The sequence below is a fragment of the Streptococcus infantis genome (genome assembly GCF_047463175.1).
GTDB classification, from domain to species: Bacteria; Bacillota; Bacilli; order Lactobacillales; family Streptococcaceae; genus Streptococcus; species Streptococcus infantis_AC.
In genome coordinates, this window is sequence record NZ_JASHEJ010000001.1 from 85675 (window position 1) to 106885 (window position 21211).

Consider the following 21211-nt stretch of genomic DNA (forward strand, 5'->3'; position numbering starts at 1 on the left):
TTTCAGACTTTTTGCCTAGGAGGTCTTAAGATGACTAGCCTTTTAATTGAACTATACGACCGTCATACCATTGAGAAGAATGTCTACCAAGCTTTTGTCAGTGATTGTGATGAGATTTTATACCTTTCTACAAGTAAAATTGCTGAGGAAGATAAACTATCCTTGAAGCATTTTCTAATGGAACAAGTTCCACACTTAAAACAAGTACATTTTCGACAATTTCACCTAGAAAAAATCTGCCAGGAATTAGACGTGTTTATCAATGATTTTGAGACAGTGACCATCGATGTTTTTGGTGGAGATAATCTATTAGCAATAGTTCTATATCAGTATGGTTTGGAGAAAGGTATTCCCATTATTGCTATGGATGTTGAACAAGGAAAGCAGTATGCCTGGGAAAGGGATAAGATTTATGATAAACAGTTAGAGATTCCTAGTTTATCCATTGAACAATTGATAGCTTTACGTGGTGGAAAAGTCCTTAAATCAAGAAGGCCTCAGCATTCTAATAAGCAAGTGCTAGCTATTAAAAAATTGGCCAAATATGCTATCGAAAATCCTGAAAAATGGTACCAGATTACCCAATTCTTTGCACTGGCAAAAACAAATGATTTTCACGCTGAAACAGCAAAAGTTTTGGGAAGTAATGGAAAAATTTATTCTTACCCCAGTAGCTTGATTCCTTTGTTCACAAAAGCTAATTTATTGAAAGTAGAAGAGGAAACAACAGATACTGTCACTTATACATTCCCAACACCAGAAGCACATCTGTTATGTCGAACTAAAGGGCATATTTTAGAATTGTATATCTATTTACTAGTCCTTGAGTCGGAGTATTTTGATGAATGTATGATTGGTACTGAAATTGACTGGAATGGGATTTTCCCTGAGGCTGACAATGTTCAAAATGAGATTGATGTTATTCTTCGTAAAGGTCACTCTGTAGTTTTCATTTCTTGTAAAATGACTGATCTAGCAGTTGAAGCTATTAACGAACTTGAAGTTTATGCCAATCATTTTGCAGGTGATAATTGTTTGAAAATGATTGTTTGCTCTGGAAAAATCAATCCTGTTTACAGTCATCGTTGTCAGGAATATGGTGTAATGGTGATAAAGCAGGATCAAATACAGAATCTCATTCCCATGTTACGGAAATATATGAAGAACAAACGTCAATGATACTAGATGTTATAGTGAAGAAGAGTCTGGGATAATAGTTCTAGATTCTCAATTGTCTTTGGATTGTCGAGCAAGACGCAGTGGTTGAGTGGGCTCTACTACGCTGATTTCATCAGCTTTTACAGCCCTACTCAACTGTGCGGAGGTGGGACCACGAAATCGAATTCTAACAAATTACTGATTTCTGTCCCACTCTCTTTTCTTATCCTTTTCGAATAATGTAGAAAAGGGGGATATATGTTTTTAGCTAGAGATAAAAAAGGTCATTTAATCAACGCGTTAGAGAATGAAGTAAAGAAACAAGCTTATTATTGTCCAGCTTGCGGAACGAGTGTTCGCTTGAAAAAAGGAAAAAATGTAAGAACTCATTTTGCGCATGAAAGTTTAAAAAGTTGTAATTTTTATCATGAGAACGAAGGACCAGAACATTTAGAGAATAAGGTGGCACTTTTTAATTGGGCTAAGAAAGATGCTGAAGTAGAAATGGAATATCCGATTCCTGAACTTAAGCAAATCGCAGATATCTTTATCAATAAGCAATTAGCACTGGAAGTTCAGTGTAGTCCTATTTCTTGCGAACTTTTACGGGAGAGAAGTAATGGTTATCGAAGTTTGGGAATTCAAGTTCTTTGGCTATTGGGAGAAAAGCTCTGGCTAAAAGAGCGACTAACTAAACTTCAAAGAGATTTTCTTTATTTTAGTCATAATATGGGATTTTATCTTTGGGAGTTAGACCATAAAAGACAAGTTTTGAGGCTCAAGTACCTCCTTCACCAAGATTTAAAAGGGAAACTCCATTATCAGCTCAAGGAATTTTCTTATGGCAAAGGAAATCTCCTAGAAATTTTACGTAGTCCCTACCAGCAGCAAGAGCTAACTGCTTTTTCGGTCGAACAGGACAAGAATATTTGTCATTACATTCAAAAACAACTTTATTATCAAAATCCCTATTGGATGAAGCAACAAGCTCAAGCCTATTTGAGCGGAGAGAATCTTTTGAATCGGAAGAAACAGGACTGGTATCCCCAAGTAAGGCCGATAGAAAAAGGTTATTTTTGCCAAATCAAACAAGATATTCATGATTATTATCGAAACTTTCAGGCTTATTATGAGAAAAATTCTCAAAATAAGCAACAAAAGCTCTATCCACCTGTCTTTTATCAGCGTTATTTCCTGAAAAATATGGTAAAATAAAAAGGATGGAGGAAATTTATGGTATTACAACGAAATGAAATAGATGAAAAAGATACATGGGATTTGTCCACTATCTTTGAAACAGACCAAAAATGGGAAGAAGAACTTGCCCTTCTAACGGAAGATACAAAACAAGCAGATAGTCTTGAGGGACATCTCTTGGATAGTGCAGAGAGTCTTCTTGACATTACAGAGCGTTATCTAGAATTGAGTCGTCGTCTTGAAAAACTTTATGTTTATGCACATATGAAAAACGACCAAGACACACGAGTAGCTAAGTATCAAGAATACTATGCAAAAGCCATGGCTCTTTATAGTCAACTTGATCAAGTCTTTTCTTTCTATGAGCCAGAATTTATGGCTATCACAGAAGAGCAGTATCAAAACTTTCTAGCAGAAGAATCAAAACTCCAACCATATAAACACTTCTTTGATAAACTATTGCAAAATAAGGACCATGTCCTTTCACAACGTGAAGAAGAGTTGCTTGCAGGTGCTGGTGAAATCTTCGGTGCTGCTAGTGAAACCTTTGCTATCATAGATAATGCAGATATCGTCTTTCCATTCGTTAAAGATGAAGATGGAAATGAAGTTCAATTGTCACACGGTGTTTATATGCGCTTGGTAGAATCTAAAAATCGTGAGGTTCGTCGTGGAGCTTATGAAGCTCTTTACTCTACCTATGAGCAATACCAGCACACTTACGCAAAAACTTTGCAGACCAATGTTAAAGTGCAAAACTATCGTGCTAAGGTTCGTAACTACAAGAGTGCGCGTGAAGCAGCTCTTGCAGCTAACTTTGTGCCAGAAAGTGTTTATGATAACCTAGTGTCTGCCGTTCGTAAGCATTTGCCACTCTTACATCGTTATCTAGCTCTTCGCTCAAAAATCTTGGGTATTCCAGACCTCAAGATGTACGATGTCTACACTCCTTTGTCTTCAGTGGAATACAGCTTTACTTATGAGGAAGCATTAAAGAAAGCAGAAGAAGCTTTAGCGGTTCTTGGTGAAGATTACTTGAGTCGTGTGAAACGTGCCTTCAGCGAACGTTGGATTGATGTTTATGAGAATCAAGGGAAGCGATCAGGTGCCTACTCTGGTGGTTCATATGATACCAACGCCTTCATGCTTCTTAACTGGCAGGATAACCTCGATAATCTCTTTACTCTTGTACATGAGACAGGTCACAGTATGCATTCTAGCTATACACGTGAAACTCAGCCTTACGTTTACGGAGATTACTCAATTTTCCTAGCTGAGATTGCTTCAACAACCAATGAAAACATCCTGACAGAAAAATTATTGCAAGAAGTTCAAGATGATGCAACACGCTTTGCCATTCTCAACAACTTCTTGGATGGTTTCCGTGGAACAGTATTCCGCCAAACTCAATTTGCAGAATTTGAACATGCCATCCACCAAGCAGATCAAAACGGTGAAGTCTTAACAAGCGAGTTCCTAAACAAACTTTATGCAGACTTGAACCAAGAATACTATGGTTTGAGCAAAGAAGATAATCCACAAATCCAGTACGAGTGGGCTCGAATTCCTCATTTCTACTATAATTACTATGTATATCAATATTCAACTGGTTTTGCAGCAGCCTCAGCCTTGGCTGAAAAGATTGTTCATGGTAGCCAAGAGGATTGTGACCGTTATATTGATTACCTCAAGGCAGGGAAGTCAGACTATCCACTCAATATCATGCGTAAAGCTGGCGTTGATATGGAAAAAGAAGACTATCTCAACGATGCCTTTGCAGTCTTTGAACGCCGTTTGGATGAGTTTGAAGCCCTTGTTGAAAAATTAGGATTAGCATAAAATGGTTGAGTCATACAGTAAAAATGCTAACCATAACATGCGACGGCCTGTTGTTAAGGATGAGATTGTGGAATTTATGCGCCACAGGCAAGAGCAGGTGACTGGTTCTTTAAAAGAACTAGAAAACTTTGCTCGCAAGGAGAATATTCCTATCATTCCTCATGAAACAGTCGCTTATTTCCGTTTCCTAATGGAAACAATTCAACCAAAAAATATTTTAGAAATTGGAACGGCAATTGGCTTTTCAGCTCTTTTAATGGCAAATCATGCTCCAAATGCAAAAATAACAACCATTGACAGAAATCCTGAAATGATTGGTTTTGCCAAGGAAAATTTCGCCAAGTTTGATAATCGCCAACAAATCACTCTTTTGGAAGGCGATGCGGTAGACGTTTTGTCAACATTGACAGAGACCTATGATTTTGTTTTTATGGATTCTGCAAAATCCAAATACATCGTATTTTTGCCAGAAATCCTAAAACACCTTGAGGTTGGTGGAGTAGTTGTCTTAGATGATATTTTCCAAGGTGGAGACATTGCTAAGGATATTATGGAAGTCCGACGCGGGCAACGAAGCATTTATCGTGGTTTGCAAAGACTATTTGACGCAACTCTAAACAATCCGGGATTAACAGCTAGTCTAGTTCCTCTTGGAGATGGAATCTTGATGCTAAGAAAGAATCAAGCAGAAATAGAACTGCCTGATGTTGATTAATTTCAGATATTTTTAAGACAATTTAGTAAAATAGATAAGGTAAACATTTATCTAGTGTATAAAAAGGAGTAAACATGAAGAAAAAATTATTGGCTGGTGCCATCACTTTGTTATCAGTAGCTACATTGGCTGCTTGTTCAAATAGCTCTCAAGGAGCTGACTTAATCAGTATGAAAGGTGATGTCATCACTGAACATCAATTCTTTGAAGAAGTTAAGAATAATCCAACTGCTCAACAAGTCTTACTTAACATGACTATTCAAAAAGTTTTTGAAAAACAATATGGTTCTGAAGTAAGTGATAAAGAAGTTGAAGAAGCTGTAGCAGAAGAACAGAAAAAATATGGTGATAGCTATCAAATCGTTCTTTCTCGTGCCGGTATGACAGCTGAAAGTCGTAAGGCTCAAATTCGTACAAGTAAATTGGTTGAGTATGCTGTTAAAAAAGCTGCAGAAGCTGAATTGACGGATGAGAACTACAAAAAAGCTTACGATGAGTACACACCAGAAGTAACTGCGCAAATTATTAAACTTGATAGTGAAGATAAGGCTAAAGAAGTTCTTGCGAAAGCTAAAGAATCTGGAGCTGACTTCGCACAATTGGCTAAAGATAATTCAACTGACGAAAAGACAAAAGCAAATGGTGGAGAAATCACTTTTGACTCTGCATCAACAGAATTGCCAGACGTTGTTAAAAAAGCAGCCTTTGCCCTTAATGTTGATGGAATCTCTGATGTGATCACAGATCCAGGTACACAAGCTTATTCAAACAGTTTCTATATTGTGAAATTAACTAAGAAAACTGAAAAATCTTCTAATATCGATGATTATAAAGAAAAATTGAAGACAGTTATCCTGACTCAAAAACAAAATGATGCTACTTTTGTTCAAGGTATTATTAGTAAAGAGTTGCAGTCGGCAAATATCAAGGTTAAAGATCAAGCCTTCCAAAATATCTTTACTCAATATATCCAAAGTGATTCAACAACAGAAACTACAACTACATCTTCTAACTAAAGATGAAAACTCTATCTTTCTACTCTTGAAAGGTAGAGTTTTTTTGAAGTTTTCTTAGCTAAAAGCCCAAAATATAAATAAATGTTTGTGAATTCTAAAAGCTTAAATTCTAGGCTTTAACGGATAAGAGTTTTTTTCTAGTCTAAAAAGTGGTATAATAGCATGTAAAACTAGAATGAATAGAAAATTAAAAATTTAGTAGATGGTGAAATATGAAAATTAGTAAAAGGCACCTGTTGAATTACTCTATTTTAGTGCCCTATATTCTCTTATCCGTTCTGGGATTGATAGTGGTATATTCGACAACGAGTGCATCCTTGATTCAGGAGGGAAAGAGCGCTTTTCAATTGGTTCGAAATCAGGGCTTGTTTTGGATCGTTAGTTTGTTGCTTATTGCAGTAATCTATAAGCTGAAACTTGGTTTTCTTCGAAACGAACGTTTGTTATTTATTGTTATGTTTGCTGAGTTAGTGTTACTAGCTTTAGCTCGTTTGATTGGGATTCCCATCAATGGTGCCTACGGTTGGATCAAAGTAGGACCTATTACTGTTCAGCCTGCGGAATACTTGAAAATTATCATCATTTGGTACTTGGCTCAACGTTTTTCAAAACAACAAGAAGAAATTGCCGTTTATGATTTCCAAGTTTTAACTCAAAATCAATGGTTTCCTAGAGCATTTAACGATTGGCGCTTTGTACTTCTGGTCATGATTGGTAGTTTGGCTATTTTCCCTGACCTTGGAAATGCTACAATTCTCTTTTTGGTAGCATTGTTGATGTACTCAATTAGTGGGATAGCTCACCGATGGTTTGCAACTATTCTTGGAGTATTGACCAGTTTATCCTTTGTTTCTCTATCAACCATTAAGCTTGTTGGTGTTGATAAGTTTTCTAAGATTCCAGTATTTGGATACGTAGCTAAACGATTCAGTGCTTTCTTTAATCCATTTGATGATGTCGCTGGTGCAGGACACCAGTTGGCAAATTCATACTATGCTATGGTAAATGGAGGATGGTTTGGGCTAGGATTAGGAAACTCTATCGAAAAACGAGGCTATCTACCTGAGGCACACACGGACTTTGTTTTCTCTATTGTAATTGAAGAGTTTGGATTTGTTGGTGCCAGTCTTATTTTAGCTCTATTATTCTTCCTAATTCTTCGTATTATTTTAGTGGGGGTACGAGCAAAAAATCCGTTCAACTCAATGGTAGCAATCGGTATTGGTGGAATGATTTTAATTCAGGTATTCGTTAATATTGGAGGGATTTCAGGATTGATCCCTTCAACAGGTGTAACCTTCCCATTCCTTTCACAAGGGGGGAATAGTCTCCTGGTTCTATCAGTAGCTATCGCCTTTGTGTTAAATATCGATGCTAGTGAAAAACGTGCAAAACTCTACCGCGAATATGAAGCACAACTCTAAGAAAATGTGACAAGGAGAAAAATATGTCTCTTCAAAAACTAGAAAATAACAGAAACAAAACTGTAGTCCAAGAAGAAGTTCAAATCTTGACAGATTTACTTGAAGATATCACGAAAAATATGCTTCCTGCTGAGACTTTTGACAAGATTATGCAGTTGAAGAAGCTATCATCAAATCTAGACTATCAAGGACTAGATAAGGTAGTGAGAAGCCTTTCAAATGATGAAATGGTCTACATCTCTAGATATTTCTCTATTTTACCACTTTTGATTAACATCTCCGAAGACGTAGACTTAGCCTATGAGATTAACCATCTAAACAATATTGATCAAGATTATCTTGGTAAATTATCTACAACCATTGAAATGGTTGCTGAAAAAGAAAATGCGGCTGAAATTCTTGAACATCTGAACGTGGTGCCAGTATTAACAGCCCATCCAACTCAGGTTCAACGTAAGAGTATGCTGGACTTGACTAATCATATCCATACTCTCTTGCGTAAATACCGTGACGTGAGAATGGGGCTTATTAACAAAGAAAAATGGCACAATGATCTTCGTCGCTACATTGAGATTATCATGCAGACGGATATGATTCGTGAAAAGAAACTAAAAGTAACGAATGAAATCACAAACGTGATGGAATATTACAATAGTTCTTTCCTACAAGCTGTACCAAATCTAATGTTAGAGTATAAGCGTCTTGCAAAAGAGCAGGGAATTGACCTAAAACAAGCAAAACCTATCACCATGGGAATGTGGATTGGTGGAGACCGTGATGGCAATCCATTTGTAACTGCTGAGACACTCATGCGTTCTGCTACCATTCAAAGTGAAGTGATCTTAAACTACTACATCAGTAAGATTTCTAGTCTCTACCGTACTTTCTCTCTTTCTACTAATTTATCTAAGACAAGTAAGGCTGTTGAAGAAATGGCAGCTCAATCTCAAGATACTTCTATTTTCCGCGAGAAAGAACCTTATCGTCGGGCTTTTCACTTTATTCAATCAAAATTAATTCAAACTCTTTTAAATTTGAAAGAGTGGGCTCTTGTCGGCTCATCAGCAGATGAACGCCATCACATTGAACGACTCTTTGGAACTCAAGGACATCAACAAGGAGTGGTTACTGACTATATTAGTAATCGTCTCTCAGGAGCCATTCAAGAATTGGCTGAAGATCGTCCTCCTTACTACGAAACAATTGAAGAATTTAAACAAGACTTAGCTATCATTAAAGATTCATTGCTTGAAAATAAGGCAGAAGCCTTGCTTACTGGAGAGTTTGCTGAGCTTTTGGAGGCTGTTGAAGTCTTTGGTTTCTTCTTAGCATCTATCGATATGCGCCAAGACTCAAGTATTCATGAAGCCTGTGTTGCTGAATTGTTAGCATCTGCTGGAATTAATGATCATTATAGCGATCTTTCAGAAGATGAGAAGTGCGAGTTGCTTTTACATGAACTATTAGAAGACCCTCGAATCTTGTCAGCCACTCATGCTGAAAAGTCTGAACTTCTTGAAAAAGAATTAGCCATTTTCCAAACTTCACGTGAATTAAAAGATCGTTTGGGAGAAGACGTCATTCGTCAAACGATTATTTCTCATGCAACCAGCGTGTCTGATATGTTAGAATTGGCGATTATGCTGAAAGAAGTCGGTCTTGTGGATGCTGAAAAAGCACGTGTTCAAATCGTGCCTCTCTTTGAAACAATTGAGGACTTGGATCATTCTGAAGAGACTATGAGAAAGTATTTCTCTTTACCGCTTGCTAAGAAGTGGATTGCTTCAAAAGATAATTATCAAGAAATCATGCTAGGTTACTCAGATAGTAACAAGGATGGTGGTTATCTATCATCTTGTTGGACTCTATACAAAGCTCAACAACAATTAACCGCTATCGGTGATGAATTTGGGGTCAAAGTAACCTTCTTCCACGGTCGTGGTGGTACTGTTGGTCGTGGTGGTGGCCCTACTTATGACGCCATTGCTTCTCAACCACTCAAATCAATCAAGGACCGTATTCGATTAACTGAACAAGGTGAAGTTATCGGAAATAAATACGGAAACAAGGATGCAGCCTACTATAACTTGGAAATGTTGGTATCAGCGGCTATCAACCGTATGATTACACAGAAGAAGAGTGATACTAATACATCAAATCGCTATGAGGCGATCATGGACCAAGTAGTCAGTCGTAGCTATGATATCTACCGTGAACTAGTATTTGGAAATGATCATTTCTACGATTATTTCTTTGAATCTAGTCCAATCAAGAATATTTCAAGCTTTAATATTGGTTCTCGTCCAGCAGCACGTAAAACAATCACTGAAATTGGTGGTCTACGTGCCATTCCTTGGGTATTCTCATGGTCACAAAGTCGTGTCATGTTCCCAGGTTGGTATGGTGTTGGTTCAAGCTTCAAGGAATTTATTGATCAAGATCCAAAAAATATTGAATACCTTCGAGACATGTATCAGAACTGGCCTTTCTTCCAGTCACTCCTATCTAACGTTGATATGGTTCTATCAAAATCAAATATGAATATTGCTTTTGAATATGCTAAACTTTGTGAAAGTGAAGAAGTGCAAGCAATCTACTATACTATTTTGGATGAATGGCAATTGACCAAGAACGTTATCTTAGCTATCGAAGGCTATGATGAACTTTTGGCAGAAAATACTTACTTGAAAGACAGTTTGAACTACCGCATGCCTTATTTCAATGTTCTTAACTATATTCAGTTAGAGTTGATCAAGCGTCAACGTCGCGGAGAGCTTTCTTCAGATGAAGAAAGATTAATTCATACAACTATTAACGGAATTGCTACAGGATTACGTAATTCAGGTTAATACAGGCAATATTTTCCAAAAACCGTAGGAATTTTCATTATTTTATAAAATAATTCATGAAAACCCTTGACAAGCTTTTGGAAAATGATATAATTTAAGCATTCAGAAAGTAATCATCGAATTTTTTTAGCGAGTCTGTGGTTGGTGGAAACAGATAGAAGAAGATGATGAAATTGGGCTGGATGTTATTAAGAATTTGAAATCATAAGAATTCGGTGAGCACACCTTATAGTGCAACTCGTGAAGCGAGTAAGAGAGATAGGAATAATTCCTATAATTGAGGTGGCACCGCGCATCGACGTCCTCACACAAGTTTTTTGTGTGAGGACTTTTTCTATGGGGAGGAAAAAATGATGGAAATCAAACGATGGCGACGCTTGGTAAAGTTATATTGAAAGTGACATGAACATTACTAAGTTTAAGTGAAATAAGGAGAAATAGATATGAATAAACGTTTAATTGGTATTATTGCAGTACTAGCACTTGTAGTTGGAGGAAGCTTGGTATACTCTAACTTAACGAAACAAGATACTAAAACCGAGACAGCTAACAAAACTTCTAAGGTTGGTGTTCTACAGTTCGTCAGTCACCCATCGCTCGACTTGATTTACCAAGGTATCCAAGATGGACTTGCTGAAGAAGGCTATAAAGGTGATCAAGTTAAAATCGACTTTATGAACTCAGAAGGTGACCAAAGTAAGGTTGCGACAATGAGTAAACAATTGGTAGCAAACGGAAACGATGTTGTTGTCGGTATTGCAACTCCAGCAGCTCAAGGGCTTGCAAGTGCAACAAAAGACCTTCCTGTTATCATGGCAGCTATTACAGACCCAGTTGGAGCTAACCTTGTACAAAACTTGGAAAAACCAGGTGGAAACATCACAGGGGTATCTGACCATAACCCTGCTGAACAACAGGTTGAATTGATTAAAACTTTGACACCTGACGTTAAAACAATCGGAGCTCTCTACTCAAGTAGTGAAGATAACTCTAAATCACAAGTTGAAGAGTTCAAAGCTTACGCTGAAAAAGCTGGTTTGAAAGTCGAAACTTTTGCAGTTCCATCAACTAACGAAATTGCTTCAACAGTTAATGTTATGACTGGTAAAGTGGATGCAATCTGGGTTCCAATTGACAACACAATCGCATCAGCATTTTCAACTGTAGTATCAAGTAACCAAACAGCTAAAAAACCAATCTACCCAAGTGCAACTGCAATGGTAGAAGCAGGTGGTTTGGCATCAGTGGTTGTTGATCAACACGATCTTGGTGTGACTACTGGTAAGATGATTGCCAAAGTCTTGAAGGGTGAAAAACCTGCAGATACACCAGTTAATGTCTTCTCAACTGGTAAATCAGTAATCAATAAAAAAGTGGCTCAAGAACTTGGAATAACAATTCCTGAATCAGTTATCAAAGAAGCTGGTCAAGTAATCGAATAAGAATGAAGGAGGAGTTGGAGACATCTCCTCCAATTTTTAAAAGAAGGAAATGAATGTAACATGATAGTATCGATAATTTCACAAGGATTGGTCTGGGCTATTCTGGGGTTGGGAATCTTTATGACCTTTCGAATCCTGAACTTCCCAGATATGACAACCGAAGGTTCCTTCCCGCTTGGAGGAGCGGTAGCAGTAACCCTAATTACACAAGGTGTCAATCCTTTTCTTGCTACCTTAGTAGCTGTTGGAGCAGGCTGTCTTGCAGGTTTAGCGACTGGTCTTCTTTACACGAAAGGAAAGATTCCAACACTCTTGTCTGGTATTTTGGTGATGACTTCTTGCCATTCTATCATGCTCATGATTATGGGACGGGCAAACCTTGGGCTCTTAGGAACTAAACAAATCCAGGACGTTCTTCCTTTCTCATCTGAGCTTAATCAATTATTTACAGGTTTGATTTTTGTGACTTTGGTTATCCTTCTTATGCTTTTCTTCCTAGATACTAAATTGGGGCAAGCTTATATCGCAACAGGAGATAATCCGGATATGGCACGTAGTTTTGGTATCAATACGGGACGTATGGAACTTATGGGCTTGGTCTTGTCAAATGGTGTGATCGCACTTGCTGGCGCTCTTATCGCTCAACAAGAAGGTTATGCAGATGTTTCTCGTGGTATCGGGGTTATCGTAGTTGGTCTTGCAAGCTTAATTATCGGTGAAGTACTCTTTAAGAGTCTTACATTAGCAGAACGCCTGGTTACTATTGTTGTTGGTTCTATTAGTTACCAATTCTTGGTATGGGGAGTCATTGCTCTCGGCTTTAACACAAGCTACCTTCGACTATATAGTGCTCTTATCCTAGCAACTTGTCTAGTTCTTCCAACTCTTAAGGATAAATACTTGAAAGGAGTCAAGTTAAGCAAATGACAGCGATTGTAGAATTGAAAAATGCCACAAAAATTGTGAAAAATGGCTTTGACGAGGAGAAAATTATCCTAAACGATGTTTCGCTTGATATTTATGAACATGACTTCATCACAATCTTAGGTGGAAATGGAGCAGGAAAGTCAACGCTCTTTAATAGCATTGCCGGAACTCTACCTTTAACTAGTGGGACTATCCGTATTATGGGAGAGGATGTGACTCATTTTAGTCCTGAAAAACGCGCTAAGTATCTTTCTCGTGTCTTTCAGGATCCTAAGATGGGAACTGCCCCTCGTATGACGGTTGCAGAAAATCTCTTGATTGCAAAGTTCCGTGGTGAAAAACGTGGTCTATTTCCAAGAAGACTATCAGCTTATAAAGAGGAGTTTCAAGAAACCATTGAGAAGGTTGGAAATGGCCTAGAAAAACATTTGGATACACCGATTGAATTCTTGTCAGGTGGACAAAGACAGGCCTTGAGCCTCTTGATGGCAACCTTAAAACGTCCTGAACTCCTTTTGTTGGATGAACATACGGCAGCCCTTGACCCTAAAACAAGTGTGGCCTTGATGGAATTGACAGAAGACTTTGTCAGCAAGGACCATCTAACAGCATTGATGATTACCCACCATATGGAAGATGCTCTCAAGTATGGAAATCGTCTCATTGTTATGAAGGAAGGACGAATCATCCAAGATTTAAACAAGGAAGAAAAAGCTAAAATGAAGATTTCAGATTACTATCAGTTGTTTGAATAAGATTACTCATTTACAAAAATCTTAGAGGTAAAATTTTATCTCTAAGTTTTTTTGTTGAAGCAAATAGAGATTTTTTTATTTATGTATTTTTTTCAATTTTAAGTAAATGTGTATTTTCCTAAAATTTTACTCTTGAAACTGCTTATTTTCTATGAAATAGAAGCATGTAAAAGGTATGAAATGGTTTACTTTTTTTCAGAAATAAAGTATACTATATAAAGTAAACTGTGATAAAATGGAGGTATTGTCTATGGTTGACAAGAGAGTCATCGAAGAAATCAAAAACAATACCAATATTGTCGAAATCATAGGAGAAGTGATTTCTTTACAAAAATCTGGACGGAACTTTTTGGGGCTCTGTCCTTTTCATGGTGAAAAGACCCCTTCCTTTAACGTGGTCGAAGATAAGCAATTTTACCACTGTTTTGGTTGTGGTCGTTCTGGAGACGTCTTTAAGTTTATAGAAGAGTATCAACAAGTAACTTTTTCAGATGCGGTAAGGATTTTAGGTGAGCGTCTCGGAATGCACCTTGAAACTCCTGCACATAACCCTGTCCCACATACGTCACCCCATCAAAATCTCTACGATATGCATGACAAGGCTGCACGCTTTTATCATGCAATTCTCATGACTACTAAAATGGGTGAGGAGGCAAGAAACTATCTCTATAAACGTGGCTTGACTGATGATGTCATTAAACACTTTATGATTGGTCTAGCTCCAGCAGAACGCTCTTATCTTTATCAGCGTTTAGCAGACGATTATAGTGAGAAGGACTTGCTGGATTCAGGTCTATTTTATCTATCTGAGAGCAACCAATTTTTTGATACTTTCCATAACCGGATTATATTTCCACTCTCAAACGACCAAGGAAAGGTAATTGCTTTCTCTGGACGGATTTGGCAAGAGACAGATTCTCAAACTGCCAAGTATAAAAATAGTCGAGCGACGGCGATTTTTAACAAGAGTTACGAATTATATCATTTGGATAGGGTAAAAAAAGGCTCAGGGAAAGCTCCTGAAATTTATCTGATGGAAGGCTTTATGGATGTTATTGCAGCCTACCGTGCTGGTATTGAAAATGCAGTAGCTTCCATGGGAACGGCCTTGACCGCTGAACACGTCGAACATCTCAAACGCTTTACAAAAAAAGTGATTATCACTTATGACGGTGATAAGGCAGGACAAGCTGCAACTGCTAAAGCTTTGGACGAGCTTAAAGATCTACCTGTACAAGTAGTCCAGATTCCCGATGCAATGGATCCTGATGAGTATTTACAAAAGAATTCTCCAGAGGATTTGGCTTATCTTTTATCCAATACTCGAATCAGTCCGATTGAGTTTTATATCCATCATTACAAACCTAGTAATAGTGAAAATCTCCAAGCACAGATTGAGTTCATTGAGAAAATTGCACCTCTTATCGTCAAAGAACCTTCTATCACAGCCCAGAACACCTTTATTCATTTGTTGACGGATCATTTACCATCTTTTGATTATCAACAAGTTGAGCACATTATCAACGAAAGTCGTGTCAGACAAAGACAAGAAAAAGTGAAGCAGGTTGTTAATCCGACACCAATTATTATGTCGGTTTCTAAACAATTGACGGCAGTCATGAGAGCTGAAGCACATATTCTTTATCGTATGATGGAGCACCCTCTTGTGTTGAATGATTATCGTTTGCGAGATGATTTTGTATTTGAAACTCCAGAGTTTCAGACCTTGTATGGACTCTTGATTGATAATGGTTCGATTTCTTCTGAAGACTTGGCAAATCAGACTAGAGAAGTGGAAAATGCTTGGTACCAGGTGTTAGCATTGGATCTACCTTCTGAGATGTCTCCAGAAGAACTAAAGGAAGTAGAGGAGTCTCGTAATCGTGCTCTTTTGAATCAACAAAACTTGCAAATTAAAAAGAAAGTTCAGGAAGCTAGTCATGTAGGCGACACAGATGCTGCTTTAGAAGAGCTTGAACGCTTAATTGCCCAAAAAAGAAGAATGGAGTAAGAATGGCAAAAAAACAAAAAGAAGTAACAACTTTTGATGTCCAAGTTGCAGAATTTATCCGTAACCATAAGAAAACTGGTACTGCGACAGATGATGAAATTAACAATGTCCTTGTAATTCCTTTTGCTCTTGATGTAGAAGGTATTGAGAACCTTTTGCAACGGATTCAAGATGCAGGTATTGCAATCACTGATAACGAAGGAAATCCGAGTGAACGTGTCTTAAGTACAGAGGAAGAACCAGAACTTAGTGATGAAGATTTAATTGGTTCAACATCTGCCAAAGTCAATGACCCAGTTCGTATGTACTTGAAGGAAATCGGTGTCGTACCTCTTCTTACTAACGAAGAAGAAAAAGAATTAGCTCTTGCCGTTGAAGCAGGAGATGTTGAAGCGAAACAACGTCTAGCAGAGGCTAACCTTCGTTTGGTAGTGTCTATCGCGAAACGCTATGTTGGACGCGGTATGCAATTCCTAGATTTGATCCAAGAAGGAAATATGGGATTGATGAAGGCAGTTGATAAGTTTGACTACTCTAAAGGATTCAAATTCTCAACTTATGCAACTTGGTGGATTCGTCAGGCCATTACGCGTGCCATTGCTGACCAAGCTCGTACCATTCGTATTCCAGTTCACATGGTTGAAACAATCAACAAACTTGTTCGTGAGCAACGTAACCTTCTTCAAGAGTTGGGACAAGATCCTACTCCTGAGCAAATTGCTGAACGTATGGATATGACACCTGACAAGGTTCGTGAAATTTTAAAGATTGCGCAAGAACCAGTTTCTCTTGAGACACCAATTGGGGAAGAGGACGATAGCCATCTTGGTGACTTTATCGAAGATGAAGTGATTGAAAATCCAGTTGACTACACAACTCGTATCGTCTTGCGTGAGCAGTTGGATGAAGTTCTAGATACCTTGACTGATAGAGAAGAAAATGTCTTGCGTCTTCGTTTTGGACTCGATGATGGTAAAATGCGTACGTTAGAAGATGTGGGTAAAGTCTTTAACGTCACTCGTGAGCGTATTCGTCAGATTGAAGCAAAAGCTTTGAGAAAACTTCGCCAACCAAGTCGAAGCAAACCGCTTCGTGACTTTATCGAGGATTAAGATAGAGGAGACTAAATATGGCTTACACAGAAGAGCAAATTGAAACTATCAAAACGAAAATCTTATCTGCTCTAGAAGAAGTTATCGACCCAGAATTAGGAATCGATATCGTCAACCTAGGTCTGATTTATGAGATTCGATTTGATGGTGATACCGGTGATACTGAGATTGATATGACCTTAACGACTATGGGTTGTCCATTAGCAGATCTCTTGACCGATCAAATTTATGATGCTATGACAGATGTACCAGAGGTTACTAACGTTGAAGTGAAATTAGTTTGGTATCCAGCTTGGACGGTTGAAAAAATGAGTCGCTATGCACGTATCGCTTTAGGTATTAAATAGAATGATATAAAAAAAGAAATAGTATAAGTGTTAGGAAATTCCCTAGCTTTTATGCTATCTCTTTTTTAATTTGCTGATTTTCTTTCAATAAAATGATATAATGGATAGTATGGAAAAAGAGAAATTACGCATCAACATGCTAAGTTCGAGTGAAAAGGTAGCAGGACAAGGTGTTTCTGGAGCTTACCGTGAACTTGTGCAACTTTTGAAACGTGATGCGAAAGACCAACTAATTGTAACGGAGAATCTTCCTGTGGAAGCTGATGTTACTCATTTTCATACAATAGATCTTCCATACTATTTATCCACTTTCCAAAAGAAACGCTCTGGACGTCGAATTGGTTATGTTCACTTCTTACCTGATACCTTAGAGGGCAGTTTGAAAATTCCGTTCTTCCTAAAAGGAATCGTGAAGCGCTACGTATTTTCCTTTTATGACCGTATGGAACACTTGGTTGTGGTTAATCCTACTTTTATCGAAGATTTGGTTGCAGCTGGTATTCATCGTGAAAAGGTGACCTATATTCCTAACTTTGTTAACAAAGAAAAATGGCACCCACTTTCAGCAGAAAAAGTAAGCCAACTTCGACAAGATATGGGGTTGAGTGAAAATCAATTTGTAGTAGTAGGAGCTGGGCAGGTTCAGAAGCGTAAGGGAATCGATGATTTCATCACTCTTGCTGAGGAACTACCGGACATCACCTTTATTTGGGCTGGAGGCTTCTCATTTGGTGGGATTACAGATGGTTATGAACGCTATAAAAAAATCATGGATAATCCTCCAGAGAATCTGATTTTCCCTGGAATTGTTGAGCCAGAACGGATGAAAGAACTGTATGCCTTGGCAGATCTGTTCTTACTTCCTAGTTATAATGAGCTCTTTCCGATGACTATTCTAGAAGCTGCGAGTTGTGAAGCTCCCATTATGCTTCGGGACTTAGATCTTTATAAGGTGATTCTAGAAGGAAATTACAGACCAACCACCGATGTGGAAGAGATGAAACACGCTATTATGGAATATAGAGAGCATCCAGAAGCTTTGAAAGAGTTAAGAGAAAAGGCCAAGGCTATTTCAAGAGAATACTCAGAGGAGCATCTCCTTGAAATATGGCTTAAATTTTATCAGGAGCAAGCGGCTTTAGGAAAAAAATGAGGTAGTATATGCGAATTGGATTATTTACAGATACTTATTTCCCACAGGTTTCGGGTGTTGCAACCAGTATTCGAACCTTAAAAACAGAGCTTGAAAAGCAAGGACATGCAGTCTTTATCTTCACGACAACCGATAAGGATGTCAATCGTTATGAAGACTGGCAAATTATTCGTATTCCTAGTGTTCCTTTCTTTGCTTTTAAAGATCGTCGTTTTGCTTATCGTGGATTTACGAAAGCTCTTGAAATTGCTAAACAATACAAACTCGATATTATTCATACCCAAACTGAGTTTTCTCTTGGTTTATTGGGAATTTGGATTGCTCGAGAACTGAAAATCCCAGTCATTCATACATATCATACCCAGTACGAGGATTATGTCCATTATATTGCTAAGGGGATGTTGATTCGTCCAAGTATGGTCAAATATCTTGTGAGAGGATTTCTTCACGACGTTGATGGAGTTATTTGCCCGAGTGAAATTGTACGCGATCTTTTATCTGACTATAAGGTAAAAGTTGAAAAGCGTGTTATTCCTACTGGAATTGAACTTGCCAAATTTGAACGCCCTGAAATTGGTCCTGAACACATTAGTGACTTACGAGATAAACTAGGGATCCAACAAGATGAAAAAATGCTTCTAAGTCTTTCTCGAGTCTCTTACGAGAAGAATATTCAAGCAGTTCTTAAAGCTTTACCAGATGTCCTAAAAGAAGAACCAAATGTTAAACTGGTTGTAGCTGGAGATGGACCTTATTTAGACAATCTTAAGGTGCAAGCAGAAGATTTAAAAATTCAAGATTCTGTTATCTTTACAGGTATGATTCCGCCAAATGAGACGGCACTCTATTATAAGGCAGCTGATTTCTTCATATCGGCTTCTACAAGTGAGACTCAGGGATTGACTTATCTGGAAAGTTTAGCTAGTAAGACACCTGTTATTGCCCATGGTAATCCTTATTTGGATAATCTCATCAATGATAAAATGTTCGGAACCCTTTATTATGAGGAAAGGGACTTGGCAGGAGCGATTCTTGAGGCTTTACTTGCTACACCGTCAATGGATGAAAAACACTTGGCTGAAAAATTATATGAAATTTCTGCTGAGAATTTTGGTAGAAGAGTCCATGAATTTTATCTAGACGTCATTATTTCAAATAATTTTGCCAAAGAAACAGGGGCTGACGAACCTGTTACAAAACGTATTTTAAAGACAGTCTTCTATATTCCGCAACAGGCTGTTACTATGCCAGTTAAAGGTTCGAAGCGTATGCTTAAGGCATCTAGAAAACAATTAAGAAATTTAAGAAAATATTTAAATGATTAATCAAATCAAAGAAAGGAAATAAAAATATGCAAAAGAAATTTATGAGAAGTGGTAAAGATCAAAAAATCGGTGGTGTATGCGCTGGTTTAGCACATTATTTTGATATTGACCCTACAATCGTACGTGTTATTTGGGGAGTTTTGGCTTTCTGTTATGGCGCAGGACTTATTGCTTACTTGATCTTGTGGGCAATCGCTCCTGTATCTGATGAGTATTAATATTAGAGTATTAGAGTAAAGGAGAAAACATGGCATTCGGTGATAATGGTAAACGTAAAAAAACATTCTTTGAAAAACTTACAATGTTTGTCGTATTAATCATGTTGTTTGTTACTTTAGCCGGTATTTTTGCGACTGCAATTGGTGTATTTAGTAGATTCTAAATTGCTAGTTGTAGGATTTATTTCAAATAGTTGGTGACTGGGATTTTCCCAGCCCTTTTTAAAGTGAGAAAAGAATATGAGTATGTTTTTAGACACAGCCAAGATTAAAGTAAAGGCTGGTAATGGTGGCGATGGCATGGTTGCCTTTCGTCGTGAAAAATACGTCCCTAACGGTGGACCATGGGGCGGTGATGGAGGACGTGGTGGTAACGTTGTTTTCGTTGTAGACGAAGGCTTGCGTACCCTTATGGACTTCCGTTACAATCGTCATTTCAAGGCCCAATCAGGTGAAAAAGGGATGACAAAAGGAATGCATGGCCGAGGTGCAGAAGACTTGATTGTCCGTGTACCTCAAGGGACAACTGTGCGTGATGCAGAGACTGGGAAAGTTCTCACTGATTTGATAGAGAACGGACAAGAGTTCATCGTGGCTCACGGTGGTCGTGGTGGTCGAGGAAATATCCGTTTTGCAACACCTAAAAATCCTGCGCCAGAAATCTCAGAAAACGGAGAACCTGGTCAAGAACGTGAATTACAGTTAGAACTTAAAATCCTTGCGGATGTAGGTTTAGTTGGATTCCCATCTGTTGGTAAATCAACTTTACTTAGTGTTATCACATCTGCAAAACCTAAGATTGGTGCCTACCACTTTACAACAATTGTCCCTAATCTTGGTATGGTACGTACTCAGTCCGGTGAATCCTTTGCCGTTGCAGACCTTCCTGGATTAATTGAAGGTGCTAGCCAAGGTGTAGGCTTAGGGACCCAGTTCCTTCGTCATATCGAGCGTACTCGCGTTATTCTTCATATCATTGACATGTCAGCTAGTGAAGGACGTGATCCTTATGAGGACTATTTAGCAATCAATAAGGAACTTGAATCTTATAACCTTCGTCTTATGGAGCGTCCACAGATTATTGTTGCCAATAAGATGGATATGCCAGAAAGTCAGGAAAACCTTGAAGAGTTCAAGAAAAAATTGGCTGCTAATTATGATGAATTTGAAGAATTACCACCAATCTTCCCAATTTCAGGTTTGACTAAGCAAGGTCTTGCACCTTTATTAGATGCAACGGCTGAGCTTCTTGATAAAACGCCAGAATTCCTTCTTTATGATGAGTCAGAGATGGAAGAAGAGGCTTACTATGGCTTCGATGAGGAAGAAAAACCATTTGAGATTGGTCGTGACGATGATGCAACTTGGGTTCTTTCAGGTGAAAAACTCATGAAACTCTTTAACATGACTAACTTTGACCGTGATGAGTCTGTCATGAAATTTGCGCGTCAGTTGCGTGGTATGGGAGTTGATGAAGCTCTTCGTGCTCGTGGTGCTAAGGACGGCGACCTTGTCCGTATTGGAAAATTTGAGTTTGAGTTTGTAGACTAGGAGATAGCTATGGGTGATAAACCAATATCTTTCCGAGATGCTGATGGAAATTTTGTTTCTGCTGCAGACGTCTGGAATGAAAAGAAATTAGAAGAACTTTTTAATCGCCTCAATCCCAATCGTTCATTGAGACTTACGAGAATGAAGAAACAAGCCGAAGAAAAAAAATAAG

General features: G+C 38.1%; 19 protein-coding genes and 1 other annotated feature. All 19 genes read left to right on the top strand.

The genetic code is table 11. The annotated features are described in order from the left end of the window. Nucleotides 1–30 precede the first annotated feature (30 nt). The 19 genes from QM859_RS00450 to QM859_RS00540 all read left to right on the top strand — a co-directional run bounded on the left by QM859_RS00450 (nt 31) and on the right by QM859_RS00540 (nt 21210). Nucleotides 31–1179 (top strand): PDDEXK family nuclease, encoded by a 1149-nt coding sequence (locus QM859_RS00450; protein WP_414261707.1) that lies wholly within the window; start codon nt 31–33, stop codon nt 1177–1179. Between the two features lie 237 nt (nt 1180–1416). After that, nucleotides 1417–2373, top strand: a complete 957-nt coding sequence (locus tag QM859_RS00455; RefSeq protein WP_414261708.1) for a competence protein CoiA — start codon at nt 1417–1419, stop codon at nt 2371–2373. Nucleotides 2374–2391: 18 nt separating this feature from the next. Next, nucleotides 2392–4194, top strand: coding sequence for an oligoendopeptidase F (pepF, locus tag QM859_RS00460; protein WP_414261709.1), 1803 nt, complete (start codon nt 2392–2394; stop codon nt 4192–4194). Between the two features lies 1 nt (nt 4195). Continuing rightward, on the top strand, nt 4196–4909 hold the full coding sequence (locus QM859_RS00465) for an O-methyltransferase (protein ID WP_414261710.1): 714 nt from the start codon (nt 4196–4198) through the stop codon (nt 4907–4909). A 74-nt stretch (nt 4910–4983) separates the two neighbouring features. Further along, a complete protein-coding gene (gene prsA / locus QM859_RS00470; protein ID WP_414261711.1) occupies nt 4984–5925 on the top strand; it encodes a peptidylprolyl isomerase PrsA in 942 nt (313 codons plus the stop codon). Between the two features lie 212 nt (nt 5926–6137). Continuing rightward, the gene (gene ftsW / locus QM859_RS00475; RefSeq protein WP_414261712.1) at nt 6138–7349 is read left to right on the top strand and encodes a cell division peptidoglycan polymerase FtsW; all 1212 of its coding nucleotides are present in this window, start codon (nt 6138–6140) and stop codon (nt 7347–7349) included. Nucleotides 7350–7372: 23 nt separating this feature from the next. Then, nucleotides 7373–10198, top strand: a complete 2826-nt coding sequence (gene ppc, locus QM859_RS00480) for a phosphoenolpyruvate carboxylase (RefSeq protein WP_414261713.1) — start codon at nt 7373–7375, stop codon at nt 10196–10198. Nucleotides 10199–10292: 94 nt separating this feature from the next. Next, nucleotides 10293–10507 (top strand) — a binding site (T-box leader). Between the two features lie 134 nt (nt 10508–10641). Then, nucleotides 10642–11640: a tryptophan ABC transporter substrate-binding protein gene (gene trpX, locus QM859_RS00485; protein WP_414261714.1), complete on the top strand. Its 999-nt coding sequence runs from the start codon at nt 10642–10644 to the stop codon at nt 11638–11640. Nucleotides 11641–11700: 60 nt separating this feature from the next. After that, nucleotides 11701–12567 carry an ABC transporter permease gene (locus tag QM859_RS00490; protein WP_414261715.1) on the top strand — a complete coding sequence of 289 codons (867 nt, stop codon included), beginning with the start codon at nt 11701–11703 and terminating at the stop codon, nt 12565–12567. Further along, nucleotides 12564–13322 carry an ABC transporter ATP-binding protein gene (locus QM859_RS00495; protein WP_414261716.1) on the top strand — a complete coding sequence of 253 codons (759 nt, stop codon included), beginning with the start codon at nt 12564–12566 and terminating at the stop codon, nt 13320–13322. The genes QM859_RS00490 and QM859_RS00495 overlap by 4 nt, the downstream gene beginning before the upstream one ends. Before the next feature lie 250 nt (nt 13323–13572). Continuing rightward, nucleotides 13573–15333, top strand: coding sequence for a DNA primase (gene dnaG, locus QM859_RS00500; protein ID WP_414261717.1), 1761 nt, complete (start codon nt 13573–13575; stop codon nt 15331–15333). 2 nt (nt 15334–15335) lie between these two features. After that, nucleotides 15336–16445, top strand: coding sequence for an RNA polymerase sigma factor RpoD (gene rpoD, locus QM859_RS00505; RefSeq protein ID WP_004252673.1), 1110 nt, complete (start codon nt 15336–15338; stop codon nt 16443–16445). Between the two features lie 17 nt (nt 16446–16462). Then, nucleotides 16463–16792 (top strand): metal-sulfur cluster assembly factor, encoded by a 330-nt coding sequence (locus QM859_RS00510; RefSeq protein WP_004252676.1) that lies wholly within the window; start codon nt 16463–16465, stop codon nt 16790–16792. Nucleotides 16793–16901: 109 nt separating this feature from the next. After that, nucleotides 16902–17945: a glycosyltransferase family 4 protein gene (locus tag QM859_RS00515; protein WP_414262180.1), complete on the top strand. Its 1044-nt coding sequence runs from the start codon at nt 16902–16904 to the stop codon at nt 17943–17945. Nucleotides 17946–17953: 8 nt separating this feature from the next. Beyond that, nucleotides 17954–19270 carry a glycosyltransferase family 4 protein gene (locus QM859_RS00520; RefSeq protein ID WP_414261718.1) on the top strand — a complete coding sequence of 439 codons (1317 nt, stop codon included), beginning with the start codon at nt 17954–17956 and terminating at the stop codon, nt 19268–19270. Between the two features lie 26 nt (nt 19271–19296). Further along, entirely contained in the window at nt 19297–19488 is a 192-nt protein-coding gene (locus QM859_RS00525) for a PspC domain-containing protein (protein ID WP_247912244.1), read from the top strand. Nucleotides 19489–19517: 29 nt separating this feature from the next. Next, on the top strand, nt 19518–19652 hold the full coding sequence (locus tag QM859_RS00530) for a DUF4044 domain-containing protein (RefSeq protein WP_000863850.1): 135 nt from the start codon (nt 19518–19520) through the stop codon (nt 19650–19652). A gap of 76 nt (nt 19653–19728) precedes the next feature. Then, a complete protein-coding gene (obgE, locus tag QM859_RS00535; RefSeq protein ID WP_033630851.1) occupies nt 19729–21039 on the top strand; it encodes a GTPase ObgE in 1311 nt (436 codons plus the stop codon). 9 nt (nt 21040–21048) lie between these two features. Beyond that, nucleotides 21049–21210 carry a hypothetical protein gene (locus tag QM859_RS00540; RefSeq protein WP_414261719.1) on the top strand — a complete coding sequence of 54 codons (162 nt, stop codon included), beginning with the start codon at nt 21049–21051 and terminating at the stop codon, nt 21208–21210. The last annotated feature ends 1 nt before the right edge of the window (nt 21211 follow it).